Annotated in this window: 23 protein-coding genes and 1 pseudogene; 9 read left to right on the top strand and 15 right to left on the bottom strand. The window is 47.5% G+C overall.

Features of this window, described 5'->3' with window-relative positions; genetic code table 11:
• Window positions 1-2: 2 nt before the first annotated feature.
• From OXH39_04485 to corA, 6 genes are all read right to left on the bottom strand, one after another.
• Window positions 3-899 carry a mechanosensitive ion channel family protein gene (locus OXH39_04485; protein MCY3549695.1) on the bottom strand — a complete coding sequence of 299 codons (897 nt, stop codon included), beginning with the start codon at window positions 897-899 and terminating at the stop codon, window positions 3-5.
• Between the two features lie 48 nt (window positions 900-947).
• Complete coding sequence (locus OXH39_04480) at window positions 948-3,221, bottom strand: amino acid permease (protein ID MCY3549694.1); 2,274 nt, start codon at window positions 3,219-3,221, stop codon at window positions 948-950.
• A gap of 180 nt (window positions 3,222-3,401) precedes the next feature.
• The gene (locus OXH39_04475) at window positions 3,402-4,154 is read right to left on the bottom strand and encodes a hypothetical protein (GenBank protein MCY3549693.1); all 753 of its coding nucleotides are present in this window, start codon (window positions 4,152-4,154) and stop codon (window positions 3,402-3,404) included.
• A gap of 93 nt (window positions 4,155-4,247) precedes the next feature.
• Window positions 4,248-4,757 carry a hypothetical protein gene (locus OXH39_04470; GenBank protein MCY3549692.1) on the bottom strand — a complete coding sequence of 170 codons (510 nt, stop codon included), beginning with the start codon at window positions 4,755-4,757 and terminating at the stop codon, window positions 4,248-4,250.
• A gap of 72 nt (window positions 4,758-4,829) precedes the next feature.
• Complete coding sequence (locus OXH39_04465) at window positions 4,830-5,543, bottom strand: hypothetical protein (GenBank protein MCY3549691.1); 714 nt, start codon at window positions 5,541-5,543, stop codon at window positions 4,830-4,832.
• Between the two features lie 71 nt (window positions 5,544-5,614).
• A complete protein-coding gene (gene corA, locus OXH39_04460; protein MCY3549690.1) occupies window positions 5,615-6,691 on the bottom strand; it encodes a magnesium/cobalt transporter CorA in 1,077 nt (358 codons plus the stop codon).
• A 254-nt stretch (window positions 6,692-6,945) separates the two neighbouring features.
• Here corA and OXH39_04455 point away from each other — a divergent pair, with 254 nt between their 5' ends.
• A complete protein-coding gene (locus OXH39_04455; protein MCY3549689.1) occupies window positions 6,946-8,133 on the top strand; it encodes a Gfo/Idh/MocA family oxidoreductase in 1,188 nt (395 codons plus the stop codon).
• A complete protein-coding gene (locus tag OXH39_04450; GenBank protein MCY3549688.1) occupies window positions 8,134-9,444 on the top strand; it encodes an MFS transporter in 1,311 nt (436 codons plus the stop codon). It abuts the gene before it with no gap.
• A gap of 148 nt (window positions 9,445-9,592) precedes the next feature.
• Here OXH39_04450 and OXH39_04445 read toward each other — a convergent pair whose 3' ends face one another.
• Window positions 9,593-10,183: a UbiX family flavin prenyltransferase gene (locus OXH39_04445; protein MCY3549687.1), complete on the bottom strand. Its 591-nt coding sequence runs from the start codon at window positions 10,181-10,183 to the stop codon at window positions 9,593-9,595.
• 110 nt (window positions 10,184-10,293) lie between these two features.
• Between OXH39_04445 and OXH39_04440 the strand changes: the two genes are divergently transcribed.
• Window positions 10,294-10,476: a hypothetical protein gene (locus tag OXH39_04440; protein ID MCY3549686.1), complete on the top strand. Its 183-nt coding sequence runs from the start codon at window positions 10,294-10,296 to the stop codon at window positions 10,474-10,476.
• 7 nt (window positions 10,477-10,483) lie between these two features.
• Here OXH39_04440 and OXH39_04435 read toward each other — a convergent pair whose 3' ends face one another.
• On the bottom strand, window positions 10,484-13,339 hold the full coding sequence (locus OXH39_04435; protein MCY3549685.1) for a leucine-rich repeat domain-containing protein: 2,856 nt from the start codon (window positions 13,337-13,339) through the stop codon (window positions 10,484-10,486).
• A gap of 225 nt (window positions 13,340-13,564) precedes the next feature.
• Between OXH39_04435 and OXH39_04430 the strand changes: the two genes are divergently transcribed.
• The 3 genes from OXH39_04430 to OXH39_04420 all read left to right on the top strand — a co-directional run bounded on the left by OXH39_04430 (window position 13,565) and on the right by OXH39_04420 (window position 16,353).
• Complete coding sequence (locus OXH39_04430; GenBank protein MCY3549684.1) at window positions 13,565-14,608, top strand: alanine racemase; 1,044 nt, start codon at window positions 13,565-13,567, stop codon at window positions 14,606-14,608.
• A 115-nt stretch (window positions 14,609-14,723) separates the two neighbouring features.
• Window positions 14,724-15,440, top strand: coding sequence for a phytanoyl-CoA dioxygenase family protein (locus OXH39_04425; GenBank protein MCY3549683.1), 717 nt, complete (start codon window positions 14,724-14,726; stop codon window positions 15,438-15,440).
• Between the two features lie 19 nt (window positions 15,441-15,459).
• Window positions 15,460-16,353, top strand: a complete 894-nt coding sequence (locus OXH39_04420) for an amidohydrolase family protein (protein MCY3549682.1) — start codon at window positions 15,460-15,462, stop codon at window positions 16,351-16,353.
• A gap of 14 nt (window positions 16,354-16,367) precedes the next feature.
• On the opposite strand, the gene OXH39_04415 is transcribed toward OXH39_04420, so the two are convergent.
• The 7 genes and pseudogenes from OXH39_04415 to ffh all read right to left on the bottom strand — a co-directional run bounded on the left by OXH39_04415 (window position 16,368) and on the right by ffh (window position 21,028).
• Window positions 16,368-16,754, bottom strand: a complete 387-nt coding sequence (locus tag OXH39_04415; GenBank protein MCY3549681.1) for a YraN family protein — start codon at window positions 16,752-16,754, stop codon at window positions 16,368-16,370.
• A 35-nt stretch (window positions 16,755-16,789) separates the two neighbouring features.
• A complete protein-coding gene (locus OXH39_04410) occupies window positions 16,790-17,389 on the bottom strand; it encodes a ribonuclease HII (GenBank protein MCY3549680.1) in 600 nt (199 codons plus the stop codon).
• A 4-nt stretch (window positions 17,390-17,393) separates the two neighbouring features.
• Window positions 17,394-17,738 (bottom strand): 50S ribosomal protein L19, encoded by a 345-nt coding sequence (gene rplS / locus OXH39_04405; protein ID MCY3549679.1) that lies wholly within the window; start codon window positions 17,736-17,738, stop codon window positions 17,394-17,396.
• 288 nt (window positions 17,739-18,026) lie between these two features.
• Window positions 18,027-18,755 (bottom strand): tRNA (guanosine(37)-N1)-methyltransferase TrmD, encoded by a 729-nt coding sequence (gene trmD, locus OXH39_04400; protein MCY3549678.1) that lies wholly within the window; start codon window positions 18,753-18,755, stop codon window positions 18,027-18,029.
• A gap of 59 nt (window positions 18,756-18,814) precedes the next feature.
• Complete coding sequence (locus OXH39_04395; GenBank protein ID MCY3549677.1) at window positions 18,815-19,069, bottom strand: KH domain-containing protein; 255 nt, start codon at window positions 19,067-19,069, stop codon at window positions 18,815-18,817.
• Between the two features lie 243 nt (window positions 19,070-19,312).
• A pseudogene (rpsP, locus tag OXH39_04390) lies at window positions 19,313-19,561 on the bottom strand (30S ribosomal protein S16).
• A 75-nt stretch (window positions 19,562-19,636) separates the two neighbouring features.
• The gene (ffh, locus tag OXH39_04385) at window positions 19,637-21,028 is read right to left on the bottom strand and encodes a signal recognition particle protein (GenBank protein ID MCY3549676.1); all 1,392 of its coding nucleotides are present in this window, start codon (window positions 21,026-21,028) and stop codon (window positions 19,637-19,639) included.
• A gap of 261 nt (window positions 21,029-21,289) precedes the next feature.
• Between ffh and OXH39_04380 the strand changes: the two genes are divergently transcribed.
• Genes OXH39_04380 through OXH39_04370 form a run of 3 tightly spaced genes read left to right on the top strand, consistent with a single transcriptional unit; the run spans window position 21,290 to window position 23,800 of the window.
• The gene (locus OXH39_04380) at window positions 21,290-22,378 is read left to right on the top strand and encodes a right-handed parallel beta-helix repeat-containing protein (GenBank protein MCY3549675.1); all 1,089 of its coding nucleotides are present in this window, start codon (window positions 21,290-21,292) and stop codon (window positions 22,376-22,378) included.
• Window positions 22,379-22,393: 15 nt separating this feature from the next.
• Window positions 22,394-23,317, top strand: coding sequence for a UbiA family prenyltransferase (locus tag OXH39_04375; GenBank protein MCY3549674.1), 924 nt, complete (start codon window positions 22,394-22,396; stop codon window positions 23,315-23,317).
• Between the two features lie 6 nt (window positions 23,318-23,323).
• A complete protein-coding gene (locus OXH39_04370) occupies window positions 23,324-23,800 on the top strand; it encodes a hypothetical protein (protein MCY3549673.1) in 477 nt (158 codons plus the stop codon).
• The last annotated feature ends 72 nt before the right edge of the window (window positions 23,801-23,872 follow it).

The following is a 23,872-nucleotide window of genomic DNA, read 5'->3' as shown; positions in this document are numbered from 1 at the left end:
AGCTACTCCTCTGGAAGACGTGCTGGTAATACGGATTGGTCTTTCCATGAGTAAATGATTTCCGAATGTGCATAGCAGAACTCAACCGCCTTACTCTCGGAAAAGCCATGGAAAATAATCTTGACGATGTCACTGAGGCTCTTCGCGCGGTCCACCGGACGCGTCTTGTAGCGTAACCGCATCATTACACCTGCATCAAACAACTCCGCACGGATAAACGGTTCTTCGCCAACCTCGTTGATGACATCCGCTGTAACCACCTTTGCTGCATCAACCAGAATCCGCTCTGCTTCTTCCCAATTCGATTCAAAGGTAATCCGAACAGGTACTTCAACCAAAATATACTCCTCCTCCAAGGTATAGTTCGTAATTGTCTGTCCAAACAGAATCGCATTGGGGATGAGGATACCGCGACCAGAACGTTCTTCACTGGACACCGTCCCACCAACTTGATTGAGAATAACGTGCGTTAAAGTAATATCCACGACATCGCCTGTGATGCCAGCGATAATAACACGATCGCCAATCTTGAAAGGACGTTTCAGGATTAGCATTAACCACGCTGCAATCCCTGTGACAGGTGCTTGCAAGGACCATCCCAAAACCATACCCAGAAACCCCGCGGAGATACCGAGCGTTTTGAGAGAGCCACCCAAACTAATAATACCGAAGATCGCAATAATAGCCGTCCAGATATAACCCCACACCGCCATGAAATTTTGGGCATTTGTTTCCAATTGGGCGTGCTGGTAAACATACCTCCTAACGAAATATCCTAAAATCGCTTTGAGAATGAGCAAAGTTGCAATTGTAATAACGCTTAAGAGAATACCTTTAAACGGTGAATTGATAATAGCATCTATGAAAGTCCCTAAACGCTCTATGAATTCTAAAAACATTTCATTCCCTTTTTCTTAGTGTCTGTTTGGAAAAATCAAGATATCCCACTAATCAATGGATATTTGCTCGATTGCATGAACAAACAGGACATCGTTCGCGTCTGCATAGGAGCGCAGCGTTTGACTTAATTTTTCAGAACCGAGGTCTTCGCCTGTCAAGCCTGCGATGACCAAATCCGTCTGAGAGGATCGGTGCTCTACTTCCTGTTCTAAAGCCTTTTGGCTGCCGTATGACACAGAAGTCACGTTATGCATCGAAATCGGCAGTCGTCCCTCTTTCATTAGCGTCGAGAGTCTATCCGCTTCACGCTCAGCATCCGTAGCCTCGGAACAAGCAAAAAGTCGGATTTCAGCGCGTCTCCAATCCGGGTGTCCGACAATAATATACGCGAGCAGTAGCATCATCGGAGCGTTCTTCAGATTGTCCTCTGTCACCCAAACATCAATCGTAGAACGATATCCAAAGCGGTAACCCGTTGAGCGCAGAACGAGGACATTGAACAACGAATTCGCAACGAGGCGTATTCCTTCCTGGACCTCTTCGATTTCGTCAGGGTTATCTCGATCGAACTCAAGGAGAACACAATTATTTGGTAAACCAGAAATTCCCGGCATTTGTAGTATTTGCGACAGCGCAAGTTTAAACGTCGGGCAAATTACGGAATCGACAAAGATACCGGCTCTGCTAACCTCCGTCCTTTTAATCAACTCATCAACATGGATACGCGCTTGGAGTTCGCTGGAAAACGAGTAGTCACCGTGGAACAGGCGAATGAAGTGTCCGAATCCGTGCCTGTGGCATATCCAGCGGAGCAAATCGAAATGCCCGAGTCGCCGCTCACCGAATCGGGTCACTGCGACAATCGATGGACGCCACCCACCCTCAGACGAGATAACACGGCTCTTCTGTAAGGTAATCTGGAGCCATCGGGTCAACTGAAACATCGTCCCTTGGAAGATCGCAGTCAAGTCACGTTGTCCCCTATGACTTCGACGGAGACCGAGGTACGTTACCGCCATAAGCCCAATTGAAATGAAGGCATACAGCGCGCTGATTTGGAACATCATCAAGCCGCACATCACAGTGCCTAACAGGGACAAGTACCAACGAGAATGGAAAGTAGGACGATAGGACGGATTACTCGCAAAATGCTCAAGGAACGATACCGCACACAACGCACCATAGGTTACCATGAAGAACATCGTCAAAATCTGGGCGATAAAGTCTAACTCACCGATCGCCACGAATACAATCGCAATTATCCCAGATACAGAGGTCGCATACACCGGTTCCTGCGTCTCGCCTATACCCTTCTCCATGAGACGGTTTAGCTTAGGGATAGGCAGCACATTGTCGCGAGCGAGCATCTGGAGCGTTCTGGGAGCCACCATAATTGAGCCGAGCGCAGAAGAGAATGCCGCTGCACCCAATCCGACGTAGATTGCTGAACTCCAGAGAGAGATCTTCGCCATGATAAACTCGTCGGCAGCAAGTGCTTCAGGGGTGGCACTCTGCCCCAATTTGATCGCAACAAGTACATATATGACCATACCGGCGAACGTTGCACCGATCGTACCGAGGGGTATACTCCTTTGAGGATTCCTTAGATCACCGGACAATCCCAAGCCGGCAATCATACCGGTGAAAGCGGGAAAACATGTCGCGAAAACCGTGCCAAAACTATCGGAGACCTCAATACGCGCCGTAAGGTTTAATCCTTCAGGTTGGATCGATTCGGGGCCCGTTCCGAAAAGAAATGAGGTGATTGAGACCGCTAAGATTCCACAGACAACCCACAAGACGCGAACACCGAGACCAGCCCCCTTCGTGAGCATAAGCACAAGAAGCAAAACAGTGAAAGGTAGACTTACCCAACGAGGGTCAGGGGTCAACACATACGTCGTTGCAACCCAGTCATAGATAGGTTGAAAAGATTGCGCAAACGCGACGATATAGAAGGCAACCGAGATCGCTTGCGAGATGTACAGGGCAATTCCGATGCTGCCACCGATACTCTCGCCGAAGGAACGGCTGACAATATAGTAGGCACCACCGCCCGCGACACGACGGTTCGTCGCAATCTCGGAAACTGCCAGAACGGTGGGAACAGTCACGAGATGACCGAGTGCGATAACCATGAGGCTACCCCACAGACCAACGTGTGCCACAGCGTAGCCGAATCGTAAGAAGAGAATTGCCCCGAGAATCGTACTAATTGAGGCAAGAAACACAGGTGCGGTGCCGAAGCCGTGTCCGTATTGAGGTCCCGGAACACCGCTGCCAAATCTGGATTCAGATCGTTCTCCTGAACTTGAGAGCATCGTCGGTTTTCCTTTCGTTTAAACAATTTAAATAAAACAGATAGCCGAACGGTGTTGAAATTTCAAGCAAGGCATTACATTCTCAGGATTTACGCAGCACCCTTGCTGGCGAGGTTTGAAACCTCGCCAGCGGCGTGCGGGCCGGAGGTACTCATCAGCAAATTGCGTAAGTCCTAATTCTTACAACGTAACACGTAATATGGATAAATATTTGTAATGCCAATTCTCTGTCAATGGTTCACTATTATAGGTCATAGAGCCACTTAAGCGCAAGCTTAATCGCGTGGACAGGCTAAACGTGATAGCAGGTTCCGCTGAAAACTTGAAGTTTTTGAAGCCGATTTGTGGCGTAAATTTTAACACTGTATTGAGTCTCCGCCATCCGATCGATGAAAACGCCAACCACCGAAATGTCGTGGGATCGAATCTCGTTAGCACAAGGTCTTTGTGGGGTTGGATATTTTCAAGGAAAGCACCAATACCACCAGATACGCGGAGCGTTCCTCTTTCATAAATCGCAGGACGGATATAACTGCCAATTTGGGATGTCAGGGCACTGCCTTTGGTAATGTTACGCTCTAAATCCGTAAACGCCTCAATACCGAATGTGCCTATGCGAAAACCGCCCTGTACGCGTGCCTTGGCGATTTCAGAAAGCACTTCTCCTTCACCCGAAGCGCGCGAACCAAAGACACCTGCCCAGCCGTTAATGCTACGAAGCGGTACGACAACCGTTAAGCTAAGCGTCTGCGAAGCCCCGTCGCCATTTACACCGATATCCAATGTTTTTGCATCGTGTGGTAAATCTGCAAACTGTGAATACGCGGGTATTGCCAGCAGAATTAAGCCAACGATTCCGATGAAAATCAGAGACAACCTTTTCACTCCGGTCCTGTTAAAGTAAATTAACAGTACCTCTATTATGTTTTTCATTTTCCCCCTCAACCCAGAACGGTCACGGTAAATAGAGCTTTAGGTATTTAATTCTTATCAGTTCTTTTCGTCTCTTGTGCGCTATCATCCTGCTTAATCCCGAGTGTGCCTGTACAAAAGTGTGATTAAATATATCTCTATAGGGGCACCAATGAGACAACCCGCTAATGCCCAATTATACTGAAGTTTTTTCGTTTTAATCTTATAGGCATCATAGTAGAAAGCGACATATTGAGGGGATTTACCGAGAACGCGGGCAGTCGGCATAAAAGGTTGGTAGCGCTGCGAGAAAATAGGACCGACCAATGGAAAAAAACATCCCGTACTAAACCACAAAGTTCTATTAAGATGCGCCGCTGCGTCTTTTTCAGCATCAACTACGGCTTGCTCTGCGACAGACTTCAGGGCATCCGGTGTAATGGGTGAATCCTCGACTTCAACAATCTCGTAGCGTTTTGTTTCAATAACGTCGTACTTTTTCGGACGACCATTGACTTCGGCGGTGATCCGCTCATTTTCTGCGCAAAAACCTGACATATACGATCCATAGATGAAAGTAATAATCAAAAGTCCCAATAGATTGAAACGTAAATTTATTTTCACTATCTGCTCCCTTTTAATGTACGCGCTCTCCATAGATTTTATTAACCTCAGCGCGCAAAAAACGCATAAGTGTTAATTCAGTTTTTGGTAGATATGTCCGGTGGAGGTGGCAGTCCAAAAAAGGACTAATAATTCACCGTCCCACGTATAAGTACTCACAATCGGTTGGGTACTCCCATCAGAGAACCAATAGATCGTCCCTTTTCTCTCGTCAAAGGGTTCAATCAATTTATACGAACCGAAGAAAAACGCATTGTTACTCTGGTATTCTCTGGTAAATGTTGCTGTTGTTAGCCGCATTGATCCGAAGGCTTCAGTTGTTTCACCGGCTAATTGGGTCCGGACGAGTTCATAAACGCCGCTGAGTGCCTCAGCGACTCTGTATGATTTTGAAAAGACGATAATTGCGGCAGACTTTGAAACAGTCTCCTCCCCCTTATCTCTGACAGATACATGAACCGTAACCGCTTGGTCCGGTGCGATTTCTGAATCCCGGAGTTCAGGAGCTATCCACTGAACTTCTGCTCCGTCTTCTCCAATCAATGTTCCGGCAGATACTTCCCATGTATAAGTTAATTCGTCGTTCTCAGGATCGGAAACACCGACTTTAAGTTCAACGCTTTCCCCATAGCGCACCTCTTTTGGAACAGTGAACGTATTGATTTCGGGTGGATCGTTTGTCCAACTTTCATACTCGTCACAACTACTGAATATCAGGAGCGAAGAGGTTACCAAAAGAAACACTCCGAGCCGAAGTGCGTAAAGTATAGGATTTAAAATTTTCACAACACAACTCCTTTTTAACAATCAACAAACAGATACTGACACAACACCGCTGTAGCACCCTATCTAAAAATTCAGAGCCACTTTCTGAATTTGAAGAAGACAAACATGCCGATGCCAATACCTAACATAACTAACAGAACAATAGGATATCCCCACGGTGTTTCAAGCTCAGGCATGAATTTGAAATTCATCCCATAAATACCGGCGATGAAGGTCAAAGGAATAAAGAACGTAGCGACGATAGTCAATACCTTCATCACTTCATTCATCCTATGGCTAACTGCCGAAGTATAGACATCAAACAACCCTGAAACAGCTGATCGGATCATCTCTAACATTTGGATCACCTGAATTAGATTGTCATGAACGTCGCGAAAGTACAGATGTGTGTTTTCATCAAGTAGGGGGATTTCCTCATGTAAAATCTCGTCAATAACGTCCCGCAGCGGGAGAATCGGTCTACGCAGAAGCAGAAGTTCCTTTCTTAAAATATTGATTTTCGTGAGAACTTCCGGTGTAGCGTTCGTGATAGCTTCTTCTTCCAGCGATTCAACCCGCTCGCCAATCTTATCTAAGACTATGAAGTAATTGTCAACAATAACATCTATTAATGTATAGGCAAGGTAGTCGGACCGCATTCGTCGAATCCTGCCTTGCGCATTTCGGAGTCTATTTTGGATAGATGTGAAGATTTCGCTATAGTTTTCTTGGAGGGACAAGACAAAATTAGGACCGATGATAAAACTAATCTGTTTTCTGGAGACCGTTGCGGATGCAGTGTTATAGTCGAGATTTTTAAGAAGAATGAAGACATAGTCTTCACGAACCTCTATCTTGGGAAGTTGGGTTGGATTCATCAAATCCTCAAGCAAAAGAGGATCAACACCAAAACACTCCCCAATCTCTTCAATGATAGGTATCTCATGAATCCCCTCAATCTGAATCCATGTTACAGTCTCAGTATCTATGAAAGGTATGCACGCCTCAACTGTTTGGACTTCCTCTTCGTGAAGGCGTGTTTCATCGTAATCAATGATAGTAATCCGAACAGGTTCCGTTGGCTCTTCGCCAAGATAAACAAGGGTTCCGGGGGGCTGCCCCACCTTTTGATCATATTTTTTAAATAGGTTTAATAATGGAATTCTCAACTCAGCACCTTGAAAATAAGTTAAGTTGACATCGTGATCCAAGAAATGAAATCACCCAAGTAAACAACGGATATATATTATACAACAGAAACCGCTTTGTCAAATTAAATTAGAGACGCTGCGACACACTTTCCAGCCATTAGCGGTATATAGAAGCCGCCCCCAGAGCTCCTAAAAAAGTGCCTTAATTTGCTAAAAAAACACATCTATGCTAATATACCACATCACACATTTTTACCAAAGAGGGGAAAATCATGGCGGTTCAAATTGCAATTATCGGATGCGGTGGGATGGCAAACGGACATCTCAACGCTTATCTCACAATACATCAAACAGAACCCGGAAAAGTGGAACTCGTCGCGATGTGCGACGAAGTCAAAGAACGCGCAGACGACTTCGCAAACCGAGTTAAAGATGTGACAGGTAAAAAGCCAGCGGTGTTCGATGATACCGACGTAATGCTCGCAACAGCGGACTTAGACGGGGCAGACATCTGCACCTCGCACGCGCACCATCATATCAACGCGATAAAGTGCCTCAACAACGGTGTCAACGTCATGGTAGAAAAACCGATGGGCGTTACCGTCAAAGCGAGCCACGCGATTATCGCTGCAGCGAAAGCGAATAACAAAATCGCTGCAACCGCTGAAAATATTCGTCGGATGCCGAGTCGACGGACAGCGGAATGGTTGATGAACGAAAAACAGATGCTCGGAGATTTACGGATGTTTGCTGCACAACACGCCAGCTATCGGGCACCAGATCCGCAAAGCCAATGGCATTGGCGACTCGACTTAACGCTCGGTGGTGGTGGTATGGTGATGGATTCCGGCGCGCACTATTGTGATACCATCCGCTATCTCTTTGGTGATCCAAGCACCGTGTACGGACGCGTCTGCCAATTTGAGGATTTGCAAGTTACCAAGGCAGGGGAGCTCGTCAAGAACGAACAAGAGGATACTTGGGTAGCAACCATCAACTTCAAAAACGGTGTTATCGGACTCTGGACTTGTACATGGGCAGCAGTTGGACACGGCTTCCATCATGTCGTTTACCACGGTAGCGAGGGCTGCCTGCTCGATGATGGCGACATCTTCCACGGTCCCTTTGATGGCGCGGAAGTCATCCTCAAAGATGGAACCCACCATAGCATGGAAAGCCTTATTCAGGAATATATGGCGAGTCTCTCAGACGAACAGGCAGCGAGGCTTTTCCCACACAACTTTACCGACGGTGTGGTGCTCGAATGCTACGATTTCGTGGATGCCATAGGGAACGACCGTCCACCCGAACTCGATGCTGAGGTCGGACTACGTGCGAAATCGATTTGTGAAGCGATATATGAATCTAATGCTTGTGGGCAGGCGGTAGATTACGAGGAGGTCGTAGCAGGCAACATCGAAGTTTACCAGAAACCGATCAACGAACGATGGGGTCTGTAATTGTCTAAACAGGAACGCACCCCAATAAAGTCTGCGATAGATCGTCAGCGAAAAACCAATGAACCGACCGGTTATACTGGAGAATCGGTCGGCTATCTTCAACTCATGCGACAGAATCCCAACTTCCGCTGGCTCTGGGGTGGACAGGTGGTCAGCCTGCTTGGGGATTGGTTTAACCTTATCGCTTCTGCGATATTGATTGCTGAGTTGACGGGTTCTGGTCTCGCGTTAGGCATTCTGTTTACAATCCGAATGCTGGCTCCATTTGCCGTCGCGCCACTCGCGGGGATATGTGCCGACCGCTACAACCGAAAACATCTGTTAATCATCACCGACCTCGTGCGTGCCGTTGTCGTTCTCGGGTTTCTCTATGTCCGAGACGCGAGCGACATCTGGTTACTTTATGCTCTCACGGTGCTTCTGTTCGGCGTAAGCGGTTTCTTCAGTCCCGCCCGGAGCGCGATCCTCCCAGATATTACCTCGCCACAAGAACTCGGCACGGCTAACACACTCGGTGCCGCGACGTGGTCGGTCATGCTCGCTGTCGGTGCCGCCATCGGTGGCTTAACAACGGGACTTTTTGGGAGTCAGACAGCCTTCGTTATTGACGGATTCACTTTTGCTATTTCAGGGGCACTCCTGCTTAAGATTAGACTGCCGCGAACATCGTCGGAAACGTCAGGAACGCCCGGACGTGCGAAGTTAACCGCGTTGCGTTATATGCTGCAGCATCCTGACATCCTCTTCATAGCACTGCACAAGGCAGCGATATCCCTTCTCATGTCTACCGGCGTTCAGATCATACTGGTTGAAATCGCCAAAAATTATTTCGTTATCGGGGTCGGTGGCGCGCTCAGTTTAGGAGCAATGTACTGTATGAACGGCATCGGCAGTGGCATCGGACCGATTTTTGCTCGGCGTTGGACCGGGGACCGAGACAAACCGCTCAGGATAAGCATTAGTTGGGGCTACGTGATCGCCTCAATCGGAATAGCGATTACCGCTACCCTTTTTAACTTTGGCGTTGTGCTTTTCGGTGGTCTTGTCAGGAGCATCGGCGGTGGAATTGCATGGGTATTTTCAACGCAATTGCTGCTCCAACGCGCCCCGAACGAGATTCGAGGGCGCATCTTCGGCACCGAGTTTGCCCTTTTCACACTCATGGGTGGTGCCAGCGCACTGATCACGGGTGCGTTGTTAGATCGGTTTCAACTACAGGATATCCTATGGGGAATGGCAGCACTCAACGTTATTCCGGCACTGCTATGGTGGCTGTGGCAGAGACATCACAGTCGGGTAGAACAGAAATAGATAGCTATACCTAAAAGGAATAGGGCTTACGCAAAATTCTTTCCTTTCTTTATAGAATCGGAAGATTGGGGTCCCATCCTTCCATTCTTCCGGTCTTCCATCCTTTCCTCCAAATATTCGCTCTCTGCGTAAGTCCTCATTAAAAAATCTATTCTTTCCACCTCTGAATAAGCTTCGTATCTATGCCGAACTGATCCAAGATTTTTGTGACAATGAAGTTGAGTAGATCGTCCACATTTTTTGGGTAGTGATAGAACCCCGGCATCGCTGGCAACACACAAACCCCCATACGTGACAATTTGAGCATGTTCTCCAAATGAATTGAACTTAAGGGCGTTTCGCGCGGGACAAGCACGAGTTTACGATTCTCCTTGATACACACATCCGCAGCACGTTGGATAAGGTTGCGAGACATACCCCCGGCAATGGAAGCAACGCTACCCATACTACAAGGTGCTACAATCATCCCCTCAGTTCGGAAAGAACCACTGGCAATCGGCGCGGCGATGTCTGATTCGTGGTGGTAAACAACGCGCGGTGAAGAGATACCGATGAGTGACTCCAATTTGAAATCGTCGAGGTCAACTTCAATCTGAAGTTCCTCCGACAAGGCGCGCGCTCCAGATGAAGAAATCGTTAGATGGACCTCGATATCCTCGTGCTTTGTGAGCACCTCAAGCAGGCGAACGCCATATACCCCCGCACTCGCGCCGGTTATTCCTACAATCAATCGTTTCAATTTATTAAATTCTCCCTTTTAATAGTTTTCTCGGCTGCAGAAAAATAAGAATTGTTTTGTTATCGGTGTGCATGGGGAAGACCTCGTGCATTTTTCAAGAGGGTTTTCAGATGACCTTTGGAAAGCAGCAACCCCAGAAAAATAAAATTATGCGGGTCTATGCGCTTATTCGGAGCGGCATTGTGCTGCGCATCCAGCGTAGGGAATTGCCACAGTCCCGCAACAGACAATTCTCAACACAAGTTGTTTATAGCGTCGTTTATGGCCGTAGTAGTGGGTGGCGGAATGCTTAGAATTGTTTTACATCTCATTTGCAATCATAACTAAATCCAGGATGTTGACAACGCCGTCGCCGTTAATATCCGTTTGTGTCGTGTTTTTACCGAACGCATCTGCTACCAGTACCAGGTCTAAAATGTTTATCTGTCCGTCTCGGTTCACATCGTAGGGTGGAATCGTTGTATATTCTGTGTCAGGTGCAAATCCAAAGTAAATGCCCCACGCATCTCCTTCATTATTAGCAACAGCAATAAGCAAAACATTTTTCCCTTGTTTGAGTGTGATTGGCAAAAAAGTTTGGTAATCCGGATGTCCGTAGTATCCTGCGTTTTTGTTAATAAGTGTTCCGTTAAGCCACGTTTTTGATTCAAAGTCGCTTCCGAGAAACAACTTTGTATTTTGTTCGCTGGTAGAATAGAAAGTATAGCATAAATAGATAGCGTAGTCAGGAATATCGGGTGGATTTATTCCGTTGTCACGTAGCATTGTGTTAATGTTGCCAATAGCGTCTCCATCCAGTTCACCAACTCTCCAAACATTGTTTCCAACACTTTCCCCCTCTGTTGCACCATTCGTAGATATTTCAATTTCTGTCACGAGATTGCTGCTTGCAGCGGAGAGTAGGTCTTTTTGTGATACAGCAAGCTTTGGAAATCCCCAGAGGTCTTTTTCAGCAGGGACGGTCACCCATAACAACGGTTTCTCTATTTTAGGGCCTCCGCTGGGGAAGCCAGGATTTTTGAACAGGATTATAGATGTGCTTTGAAGTAATGTGTCTAAAGGTGAAAAGTCAGAAATATCATTACGTCTAAGATCGCCCCATTTTAGTTGGGTTAAATTTGCGATAGGCGATACATCTGATATTTTATTACCTCCTAAAAATAGGCGTTTCAGCTGTATTAGGGCAGCTACTGGCGATATATCCGATATTTTATTTTCCTTGAGATCTAAGGTTTCCAGTTTCGTTAGGTTGGCTAAGGGGGTGAGGTCGAATATGCCCGCTCCGGTAGCAGAAAAGAGACGCAAATTTGTTAGGTTTGCGAGGGGCCCTATACTGGATATGGGATTTCTGTCTATGTTCAATTCTACAAGGTTTATTGCAGCCTCAAGCCCTGACAGGCTGCGTATCCCCAAATCTTGTAGGTATAAGAATTTCAGTTGTTGCATATCCTCTGGCGTGAGTGTGGATAGATTGTCTTTTCCTAATTCTTTTTTAATTGCGGCGCGTAGGTGTGAATCTTGTATATAAGAGTAAATTCCCGTTGTTAATATTGTTTCCGTGTCGTTGATAGTAAACACGATTTCAGCAAAATGTTGTGTCCATGCATCGCGTTTGATTGTGCCGTTGGGGGTTGCAAGCGAAGATAACCCTAAATTCTGTAGCCTCGGTTTCTCTTGTATATACTCCAAAAATGTTTGCGTCTCCAAGCCGACCGCGGCGGCAGCATGGTGAGCGGTCAGGGGTGAAAAGAAAGCCTCGTGAAAGCGATGTACAGGCTCAACCCCACCAAAGCCCGCCCCTGTTTTTTCGAGAGCTGTTCGGTAGCGGTCCGTATCCTCTTGTACGAAGGTGTCCATAACTGCCTGTTCAATGTAAAGACTTAAGGCATGCCCTTTGTCAAAAAGCGGGTTGGGGTTCTGCTCAATAGCCGCTCGGACAGTATCTTCAAAGGTTTTCATGCCTTCGGTATGGCAGCCGATACAGGAAATCCCGTTACGGACGGTTGGGTCATCGGCTTTGGGGTCTGAAACGATGTCAATGGGTGCGGCATCGAGTCGCTCGCCGTTTGCGTCCGCGAGGTAATAGCCTTGTAGCCCGTTGGGTAAATTAAAAACAATCTCGCCGCCGTCATGCCTAAAATTGAGCGGGTGTGTGAAGATGTTCTGTATGCTTGCACTGCCTGCGAAATCATAACTTTTCCAGTATGCGCCGTATTTCGACAGATGTCGTTCTACGACACGATTGTGATTAGAGACACCGGACTTGTTGAAACCGGCGCGCCAAACGCGTTCGCCGGGTGCGTTGAATAGGTTTTCAACAACGTCTACTTCCAGTCTGCGTTCGAGTTGGCTATCGGTATCGGGTAAATCGAGAATATCGTGGTAGAGTGGTGGACGGGCGGCGTTTGCGATAAACCAGTCCATATAAACATAGGGGACATTGCTGTCTGTGAGTTGTTGCAATGTTTCGTAGACAGGTAATCCGAATCCGTAGGGGTATGGATAGACAGCCTCAATGTGTGTCCACGCCTCGGTAACATCCCAACCATAATCTCGCAGGTCAATATAGAAAATGTGGTGGTTTCCAATCGGCTGCGGGTTGTGAATCTCTGCCTCCCATGATAGACTGTTAGCAAGTTTGGAGAATGCGGTTTGGTATGCGTGTAGTGTTTCTGGTGTTTCGCCTGCGTTATGGAGATGTGTTAGGGTAAAGTAGCGTGCGAAAACCCTGTCAAAAGGGTTCAACGCTTCGAGATGGGTTTTGATGCTATTTAGCATCGCTGTGGGTGAGATGAAATTTATATCGTGTTGGGTTTCCCAATCAGGTGCGCCTTCTGCAATCCAGCGGTGAATTGTATTGATAGCAGCAGGTGTGAGCGGGGGTTGTCCAAGTGGCATCTGCTGTCCCCGATCGGTATTGCCAAGTAGCCTTTTATAGAGTTCTGAGGCCTCTGGATCTCCCTGTATAACTGCACCGGAATTGATCAACTCCGGATACTCCATAATCAATTCTTCAGTAAATGCACCGCCCTTTCCGTGACAGCCAAGACAGTTTTGTTGAAAAATAGCATATACCTGTTGTGCTATATTTTCTTGGGCACTGGATACATTCGCAACACTAAAAACGAAAATCGTAAGAAAAATAACTTTTGACATTCTGACCTCTATGAAAACACGAGTTGATGGTTAAAATCAATAACTTTCACTGCGAGACAAACTGACAACCATTCCTCCAAATGGTATCCGCTTGGGAAGCATACCTATTATATCCATTTCTGAGAAAAGTTCAAGGACAAACCATCGTAACCTGAATGCTTGACAGAAAAATGCACAAAAGGTAAATTAAGCGTAGAAATCCATAGTCTACACCACGAGGAAACTATGAACATAACTGACTTAGACACGCCGACCCTTGTTGCCGATCTGGATGTGCTTGAGCGGAACATCAACGGAATGGCACAGCACTGCGAGCAGGTCGGTATTCCACTGCGGGTTCATACCAAAACGCATAAGGTGCCGGAAATCGCTAAATTACAGGTCGCCGCCGGTTCCCAAGGTATCACCTGCCAGAAGTTAGGCGAAGCAGAGGCGATGGTGGATGACGGCGTTGACAACATCCTTATCCCCTATAACATTGTCGGAAAACCGAAACTGAAGCGATTGACAGCACTCACCAAACGCGCCAAGGTTATCGTCGCACTCGATTCGGAAGAGACAGCAACCGGTATCTCTGAACAAGCGATTGCTGACAGTTGTGTTGTGCCTGTTATCGTGGAACTCGACACCGGCAGTGGACGTTGCGGTGTACAATCACCGCAAGCAGCACAACACCTCGCACAGCAGATTATGAAAATGCGAGGCATCGACTTCCAAGGTGTGATGACGTATCCGAGCAACATCCGAGCGAAGCCGTTTATCGAAGAAACGCTTGACCTGCTCTCAAACGACGGGATTCCTGTAAATATCATCAGTGGTGGCGGCACAGGTTCGGAAGCGGCATCAAAAGAGATCGGCTGTACAGAGACCCGTAGCGGTTCTTATGTCTACGAAGGCTTGACGCGAATCGGGAGTTCAGAAATGCTAACGCCCGAAAGGTGTGTGTTGCGTGTTATTACAACCGTTGTCAGCACGCCGACACCTGAGCGGATTATTATTGATGGCGGGATGAAGACCTTTGCCAGTTATCCACCAACGCCTTATGGACATACCATTGAACATCCCGACGCTAAGATTTACGGCATGTCGGTCGAACATGGGCATGTCAATGTCAGTGAATGCTCACACCGATTTAAGGTTGGGGAACAACTCTCTGTTATCCCACTACACCAAGGGATGACGAGTAATCTCCACGATGAACTGGTAGGTGTGAGAGATAATAAAGTTGAGACAATCTGGAAAATCGCGGGCAGGGGCCGCGTTTCTTAATTTGGCGCAAAGCGTACAAAGATAGTTTTTGGGCCTATAACGTTTTTCTTTTAAGAGCCGCAGGCTGCCGTTGTCGCCTGCTCACATCATCCTAATACGTCAAGAGAGGGAGATCATGATTCTACCAACACCAGCAGAAAAGAAACAGTGGGAAGAAGAAGGGTATCTCGTCTTTGAAAACGCAATTCAAGGGGAAGACCTCAAACGACTCCAAACCGCTTTCGACCATTGGGCAGACGCATGCAAGGAAGAATGGCTGGACAGAGTTGAGGCAGGGGAATCCGTCGCAACCTTCTATGACATCCCGAATCCGCTTGAAAAGGACCCTATCTTCATTGATATTATCGACTATCCAAGCTACTACGGCGCGTTGATGGAGTTCACAGATAACGACCTGATTCTATTGGGTCCTCAGGTTCGTACGGTGGCACCGTGGCCCGTGAGTTATACCGGATGGCATCCCGATGTGGGATATGACAATCCACTCCACATCAAAGTACAAATCTACGTCAACGATGTCGAACAGGGAGGTGGGGAATTCGGATTTGTGCCGGGCAGTCATAAACCGGGTTCGGGTCCCTACACGCGCCCGATGCGGCAAGAAAGTATGACCGGGCACAAAACTTTCCCCGGTAAAGCAGGCACAGCGATTATGTTCAATTCGTGTGGCTGGCACGTTTCGATGGACAACCATTCCGATGTGCCGCGTAAATCCATTATCCTGATTTACGAAAAACGAACACCCGGACGTATTGGACCGCAACAGTATGCATCTATCTCGGAATACTGCCAGACCCCGGAACGCCGCAAACTGTTTAGTTTGGACGGCTAATCAAAGGAGGGTTATCATAATGCCACGAATCGATGCACATCTGCACGTCTTCACAAAAGCCTCCTCCGAGTTTCCGCGGGAGATATCAGACGTTTGGCCCGCAGAACGGGAAGAACCTGTCGAAAAGTTGTTAGGCGAAATGGAGAAACACCAGATCGATCAGGCAGTCCTTGTCCAGATGGCTGGCGCGAGTATAGAGAACCATCGTTATCTGCTACGTTGTCTCAAAGCATATCCGAATCGGTTTTTAGGGATTGGATTGGTCCCAGAGGGACATCCGAACCCTGTTGACCACATGGCGGAACTCACAGATAACACCGGGATTATCGGATTCCGATTTTCTACATTTGGGGGACCGCGTGATATTTTTGCGAAGATGGATGTTCGTGAGTTCGCGGCGTATCCGATCTGGAAGTGTGCTGCCGAACGCGATTATGTCCTATGGCTCTATCCGAACGCTATCAATGCACACCTCCTGCCATACCTGATACAAGAATTCCCACAGGTTCGTGTTGTGCTAAACCATCTCGCTGTGTGCCCCGGAAAAGGCAAATTTAGCTGGGACGAATTCGGGAGACCTCAGATACAGGTGACAGGGTACAATCTCACTATGCACACCACCTATCGACTTGCCCGCTTTGAGAATGTTAACGTGCATCTCTCCGGCCAGTACGCCTTTAGCAGTGAAGAATTCCCCTATAAAGATTTGGCGGGATGGCACCGGGGACTTCTGACTGGATTTGGGGCAAAACGATTGATGTGGGCAACCGATTTTCCATGGATATTGGAAGAACCGGGTTATGGTAAATTGACTACCGTTATAGAAGAATTACTACCAGATATATCCGAAGCGGAACTGGCAGACATTATGGGCAGAAATGCGAAACGGATTTTACGGTTTCCTGACCTGTAAGTTATGAGAACATTTCAAAATCCAGTTTTGGCTTGAAAAGCGAAGGCACTCTCGATCTGCTCAAGTTTTAACAACTCAAGTTGAGGGGACAGGTGAATGGCAATAACATCAAAACGGCAGGGCGCGTCTAAGAGATTCTGAGCTTGCAGATATGCTAAAGCAACCTTTGAGATCTGCCGCTGTTTTTGGATGGTTACAGCCTCTTGCGGCAAGCCGAATCTGAGGCTCCGCCGCGTTTTCACTTCCACAAAAACGATAAATTCGCCATCTCGTACGATGATATCTATCTCGCCGCGTCCCGCGCGATAGTTCTGCGCAAGGATTTTACACCCACGCGCCTTGAGATGCTTCGCTGCTAACGACTCACCAATCTTTGCGATGTTCAAGCGTGAACGATCCATTTAAGTCTTTCGTTCTCTCCTAAGTGTATACAGGTTTAATCATCAGGGAGGAGTTTAAAGGTGAGACGATGAATCTCGGACGCACCAAATTGGGCAATCGCTTGTCGATGTTGTGAGGTAGGATAGCCTTTGTGCTTCGGGAACCCGTAGTTCGGATAGGTACAATCAGCTTCAACCATGAGTCGGTCACGGGTGGTTTTGGCGATAATGGAGGCTGCTGCGATAGAATAACTTCGACGATCGCCTTTCGGAATCGCCTCGCCCACAATACCCGTTGCGGGTAAATTCAAACCATCAACGAGCAGATAATCGGGTTGTGGGGTTAGTTTTTCAACCGCTTCCTGCATCGCTAACAGCGTCGCCTTAAGGATATTTGAACGATCAATCATCTGATGATCCGCGGCACCGACACCTACAGACATAGCGACATCGTGGATTTCGTCAAATAGGCGGGCACGTTGCTTCGGAGACAATTGCTTTGAATCTTTCAAGCCTTTAATGTCGCAACGAATCGGTAAGATGACTGCAGCGGCAATGACGGGACCTGCCAGAGCACCTCTGCCCGCCTCGTCAATGCCTGCAATCCGTTTGTAGCCGCTTCGTTGGCAAGCGAGCTCAAAAGCATTCATCTCCATCAGATCATCTTCTACGTTCTTTAACGCGTGCGGATCTTCCAGTGCGTTCACGCAAGTAATACAATTTCGCGCGTCGGACAGCACCGTATCGAACAACCTCAATGCTCTCAATATTGGGCGAATGGAGCGGGAACGTCCTTTCACTTCCAGCACCGAACGCAACGCGGCGAACCGTAAACGTTTCTTTCAATCCACCATGGTGGCGACGAATCACGGTTCCCTCGTAAGCCTGAATTCGTTCCTTCTGTCCTTCTCGGATACGGGTGTTCACCTTGACAATATCTCCAGGTCCAAACTCAGGAATGTCGCTTTTCATATATTGATTTTCAACAGATTCAATTAAGTTCATCTTATTATTCCTCCTTAAATATAACGCAAGCTGCCACCTATTCATTCTCACTACGAAGTTTCTATAGACATATTACCCCTACGGGGTGAAGAAAGAGACGAAAACCTTCTCAACAGACTCGTCCGCTTTCCGAAGTTCATCGCTCCTACGGGGTGGGAAAAGAGACGTAACCCTTTCTGAAATGTGCAAAACCTATTAGTAGCAACTTGCGTTAATATAATATAAATTCTGTTATCTACTTGATATAGATTTACAAGCCCGTAAAGACCTAAGAATCAAATTTTTAGTTTACTCCACCAACCCTGCCGTTTTGAGAATTTCGATATCTTCCTCGTTCAGTTCCATTTTCCGCAGTAGATCTGGACGGTGCTTTGCGGTACGTTTGAGTGCCTCCGCATACCGCCACTTCTCAATATTCTCATGATGTCCACTCAAAAGCACTTCAGGGACACCCATCCCTGCGAATTCAGCGGGTCGCGTATAGTGTGGGTGGTCCAACAATTCATGACTGAACGAATCGACGTGTGCGGATTCGTAATCACCGAGGGCACCGGGGAGTACACGACCGATCGCATCAATTAAAACGAGTGCAGCGATCTCTCCACCGCTCAACACATAGTCTCCGATAGAGATTTCAGTTTTTACCAATTGGTGACGCACTCGCTCATCAATGCCTTTGTAACGTCCACACAAAAGAATGAGATGCGTTTCCAAGGAGAGCGATTCCGCCAATCGCTGTGTCAAAGGGGTACCCTGCGGGGTCAGGTAGATAACGTGTGCATCTACCTCCGGGTTCAACGCCGCAATCGCTGCGAAAATAGGCTCCGGTTTCAGAATCATCCCTGCCCCACCGCCATAAGGATAATCATCAACGGACTTATGTTTGTCGGTTGCCCAATCTCGTAGGTTATGGAGATTGACGATGAGTTTATCAGTCTCCTGAACGCGCTTGAGGATGCCCGTCTCTAACGCCGGTGCGATTATCTCCGGAAACAGGGCAAGAACATCAATTTTCATCTTAATGTAGGCTGGAAGCAACGCTCTATATTTCAGTCGCTGCAGCCACCCTGTCCCTGCTACACATCTTCTGACCTGGGGTGTTCAATTAGTTCAAGAATAACCTTTTTATTCGCTTGCAAGCCCGCGGTATAGAGGACGCTTCTTATCGCTTTAAGCGTCCGCCCATATCTACCGATGATCTTCCCGAGATCCTCCTCCGTGACAGTCAACTCAACAATAACGACCGTTTCGCCGGTGACTTCTTTAACCACCACCTGGTCCGGATGATCAACGAGAGATTTTACGATGTATTCAATCAATTCTTTGAACATAGTTGACTTTCGGGTTTCAGTAGATATATCTGCTGCTTGCGGTTTCGGAATCTATCAAAGCAGATGCTATTCTTCCTCTTCAGCGGATTCAGATGCTTCCACCTGTGTCTCGGTCTCTTCAGAATCACCTATTTCCGTTTCAGATTCTGCCTCTTTTGCCTCGGTAGGTTCGGACTCGTCCGCTTCCACGATCTCTTCTGCGGCTTCCTGACCTGGCATCGGTTTTCCCAATCTTTCGTACTCGAATTTCATCAAAATTCCATTTTGACTGAGTAGACGCTTTGCGGTATCAGAGGGTTGCGCGCCCTCTCTCAACCATTTTAAGGTTTTCTCTTCATCAATAAAAACATCTGCCGGATCCGTCATAGGATTGTAATGACCGAGGCGTTCTAAAAACACGCCATCCCTCTGGGCACGTGCATCAGCCGCGACGAGTCGATAAAACGGACGTTTTTTTCTACCGTGTCGTTGTAATCTAATTCTAACTGCCAAAAAAATACCTCCTAATGGCATTCAGACCGCGTTTATGTTTATAAGAAAAGCGAGTCCCTAAGGACTCACCTATCGCTATCTGCGGCGTTTCCGTTTTCGGGGTTTTCTCGCTGCCTTCCGCTTCGGACGAGGAAGCGCGCCCATTTTCTGCCCCATCTGCGGCATTGCCATCGCCGCCTGCTGGTTCAACATACGATTCATCATCTGGAGTTGTGAAACCAGCATATTTATCTGATTCACCGTCGTCCCGCTACCTTTGGAAATGCGGAGCTTCCGACTCCTATCTAATAACCGAGGGTTCTTTCGTTCCTCAAGTGTCATTGAATGAATGATCGCCTTCGCCGTTTGCAAATGGCTCTCATCCGGTGTAAGGTTTTTAACCGGCAACTGATTCTTAAAGGGCATCAGATCCATCAATTGATCTAAGGGCCCCATATTTTTCAGCTGCTCCAGTTGCGTGAGGAAATCGTCAAAATCTAACCCTTTTTGCTCTGTAAGTTTACGTTCAAGTTCTTTTGCCTGATCTTCGCTGAAAACTTCTTCCGCTTTTTCAAGCAACGTTTGGAAATCACCCTGTCCGAGGATGCGCGAAGACATTCGCTCCGGGTGGAACTCCTCTAATGCCGCTGCCTCAATTTTCTCACCGACCCCGATGAACTTAATCGGTTTCTGCGTGATGTGCCGAATCGAAAGTGCTGCCCCACCGCGTGCATCCCCATCCATCTTAGTGAGGATAACACCGTCAATCTCCAAATCACTGTTGAAATTTTCGGCGACATTTACGGCATCCTGCCCTGTCATTGCGTCAACAATCAGCAGGATTTCAGTAGGTTCAACACGCTCCTTGATTTGCCGTAGTTCACCCATCAATGTGTCGTCAATGTGCAAACGTCCGGCAGTGTCAATAATAACGCAGTTATGTCCGTGCGTCAAAGCCTCATCGACAGATGCCTCCGCGATGTCAACCGGAGAAACATCTGTTCCCATCGAAAACACCGGTGTGTCGGTCTGTTCACCGAGAATTTGGAGCTGCTTAATGGCAGCGGGTCGATATACATCAGCAGCAACGAGAAGCGGTTTGCGTCCCTCTTTACGGAACCTCAGTGCCAGTTTCGCCGCGACCGTCGTTTTACCAGCACCTTGCAACCCAGCAAGCATCACTACTGTCGGACCACTCGGCGCAATGTTAATCTTTTCCGCCTTGCTACCCATCAATTGGGTGAGTTCTTCACCGATGATCCGGGCGATCTGCAGCTCAGGCGTAAGGCTACCCAGCACCTCTTGACCAAGGGCACGTCCCTTAATTCGATCTATAAACTCACGCGTAACTTTATAGTTAACGTCCGCTTCCAGAAAAGCGCGCCGCACCTCACGCAGCGTATCAGAGATATTGCTCTCCGTGAGTTTTCCCTGCCCCTTGATTTTTTTCAGGGTGTTTTGTAAGCGATCGCCCAAACTTTCAAACATTGTTCTTGCGTCCTTTTTTATAAATCTTGACCGCTAAAATCGCGCAACGATAGATTAGTCCCTAACTATACAATTATAGCAAATTTAACCGCTGATGTCAAACTTTTTTTGAGAAGTCGTTAGTGGTTAGTAAACCTCACCATCAGGAATTCGTTTCTACAAGAAAGAACACATGATTGAAAACCCAAATTACGGAAGAACTGAATAGTTTTGTTTTCTTTGATACTTGACAGGAATCCCTATCTATGGTAAAAATATAACATGAAAACAACAACCATCAAACAGCAGCACCAGAAATTTACACCCTATAACACCTTAATTTTTCTGATCTGTGCCCTAACAGCATTCTATTGTGGCTGCCAAGGCGAGACCTTCAACGTCGATATCGGCGACACCGGTTCAGAAATCATAGAGAAATCCGGTGAACTCACAGAGAACGAGGTCTGGGACGGACGCATCTATATCACTGACACGCTCGTTGTGCCAGAAGGCATCACGCTGACGATCCGATCAGGAACAATTGTCGGTTTTGAACCGACAGATACACCGAGCCAGATCATCGTGCATGGCGAACTCTATGCTGAAGGATCACCAGATAGAATGATTGTCTTCGGTTCCTTAGGGAGAATGCGTGAACGCCAACAAGCACCCGAAGTAAATACAACGCCCGATCCAATAACAACCGGTTTTACAACAGGAGTAGATGGATATACCAACCCCGAACCGCAGAAGACCGTCGCAGCGGATCCTCCAAAAGCTGGCGATTGGGCAGGAATTCAGATCGAAGCCGGAAGCCCAAACAGTCGCCTAACATATTGCCGCATCCAACATGCGAATGTTGGTATCATAACACGAACAGACGCGGTCCAAATCGAGAGGTGTCTACTCAGCGAAAACAAAACGGGAGTCCTTTCCGAGAGTACGAATCCCACTATCACCAGCAACGAGTTCAACAGGAACGGCACAGGCTCCCGGTTCCAAGGAAGCGCGTCGCCAGATGTAGAATACAACGAATTCACGGCTAACAATTACGGCATTATCTGCGAAGACGATTCCCGACCGCGCATTCAGTATAACGTTCTCCGCGCCAATTACGAGAATGCTATTGCCTGCTATTCCACCTCCTCACCGGAAATAATTTCCAACAATATAACGATGAACGTCGGTTGGGCAGTCTATGATGGCGGTAGACTCCGAGACAACTTTATTCAGGGGAATAAACAGGTTGGACCCAATATCACAGAACTCGGTGTCGGAACACAAAGCGATCAATTTTACGGTGTAGAGGAAGCGTACGAGCCGAGAAACTCTCCAGTAACAGAAGCAGGTGTACCACGAGAAAATTTCTAACAGGAAATTGACATAATGGATCGCTTCAAAGCCTATCTCGAACTCATCCGTTACCCACTCTTTGCGATTCCGATTGTTGCGACACTCCCCGGTGTACTCATTGCGAGTGAGGGACATCTGACATGGCGGGTCGCGGCGGTACTGTTAATCGCGCTCTGCGGTTACTTCGCTGGAATGATAAAGAACGACTACTTTCACCACGAAACAGACAAGCATACGAACCCGGAGCGTCCGCTTCCATCACAACGTTTAACGCCGCGGCAAGCAATTATCCCCGCGAGTATTATCTACGGGCTATGTGTCATCGGCGGTTTCTGGCTCAATATCAAAGCAGGTCTGCTGGTGATGGGCTTGGTCGCGATTTCGCATCTCTACAACGCAATTTTCAAAGCGAAGGGTATCTTAGGAAGCCTCACACTGCCTTTAGGAATTGGACTGCTGAGTGTTTTCGGAGCATTAGCGGTGAGCGGTAGCGTTCCACGGTTGGTGTGGTATGCCTTCGCCGCGACCACGCTTTATGATTTAGGCACACACATTACGACGACGTTCAAAGACATTTCACGGGACGAACAACTTGGAATCGTAACGACACCACTCCAGATTGGCATCCGTCCGGCACTCCTACTCTCAGCGGTTGCCACTGTTCTCGCTTTCGTCATTGCCTTTTTACCGTATTGGATGGAACCGGATCTCCAAAAATCTTATATCGTCTGGGTAATCCTTGGCATCATTGCGACTGTGGGTAGCCGTATTTCACTCTATCTTCAACCGAACGAGAAAAACGGCTACTTCGCACTAAAGGGTTCAATGGTGGGGTCTATTCTCTTTTTTCCGTGCCTCATCGGTGCGCAGGTGTCCATCGCTATTTCCGCTGCAGTCATTGTGCCGTTGCTATTGATTACACTGTTTCTGTTGAGAACGACGCGCCAGGAGGTGTAAGAGGAAATGATTATATTGGAACACATTAACCTGCCCAATGCTTTAGTGATAATCGCAGTTTTCATGGTATCCATGCTAACATCGTGCGCCACTCATAGTAGAGAGGTTCAGACCTTTGCTAAGATTGCTAAGGACATAGAGGCAGACCCGGAGAAATCAATAAACACCTATGTAGGTAGGGTCGTAAATATCAGGGCTAAGGTTGGGATTGTCGAGCGTTTAAGAACGCAATTATTAGAGGATTCCTCAGCTCAGCTTAGAGGTGATGGTCTCGTAGGTAGTCGTTTCATATCGTTTTGGGTATATTACCGGTTTTCGGTAGGAAATGAATCTTTTCGTCCGGATAAATTTTTTCACCCAGAGGGAGGATCCGACGATTCACAGCCCTACCTAAAGTCCTACCTTTTTAAAGTACGTATAAAAGCTATTGATCCAAACATGGCACCCAATTCTTGGACGGTTCGGACGGAAATTCTTGAATAGTCAAAACCCTTCATCCCAGCGAAGCTGATGCGTGAACAGAAAACCGATGGTCGCCCCAACAGGACGATCATA

It is taken from the genome of Candidatus Poribacteria bacterium, assembly GCA_026702755.1.
Taxonomy (GTDB): domain Bacteria; phylum Poribacteria; class WGA-4E; order WGA-4E; family WGA-3G; genus WGA-3G.
This window is presented reverse-complemented; position numbering and strand designations above follow the sequence as displayed.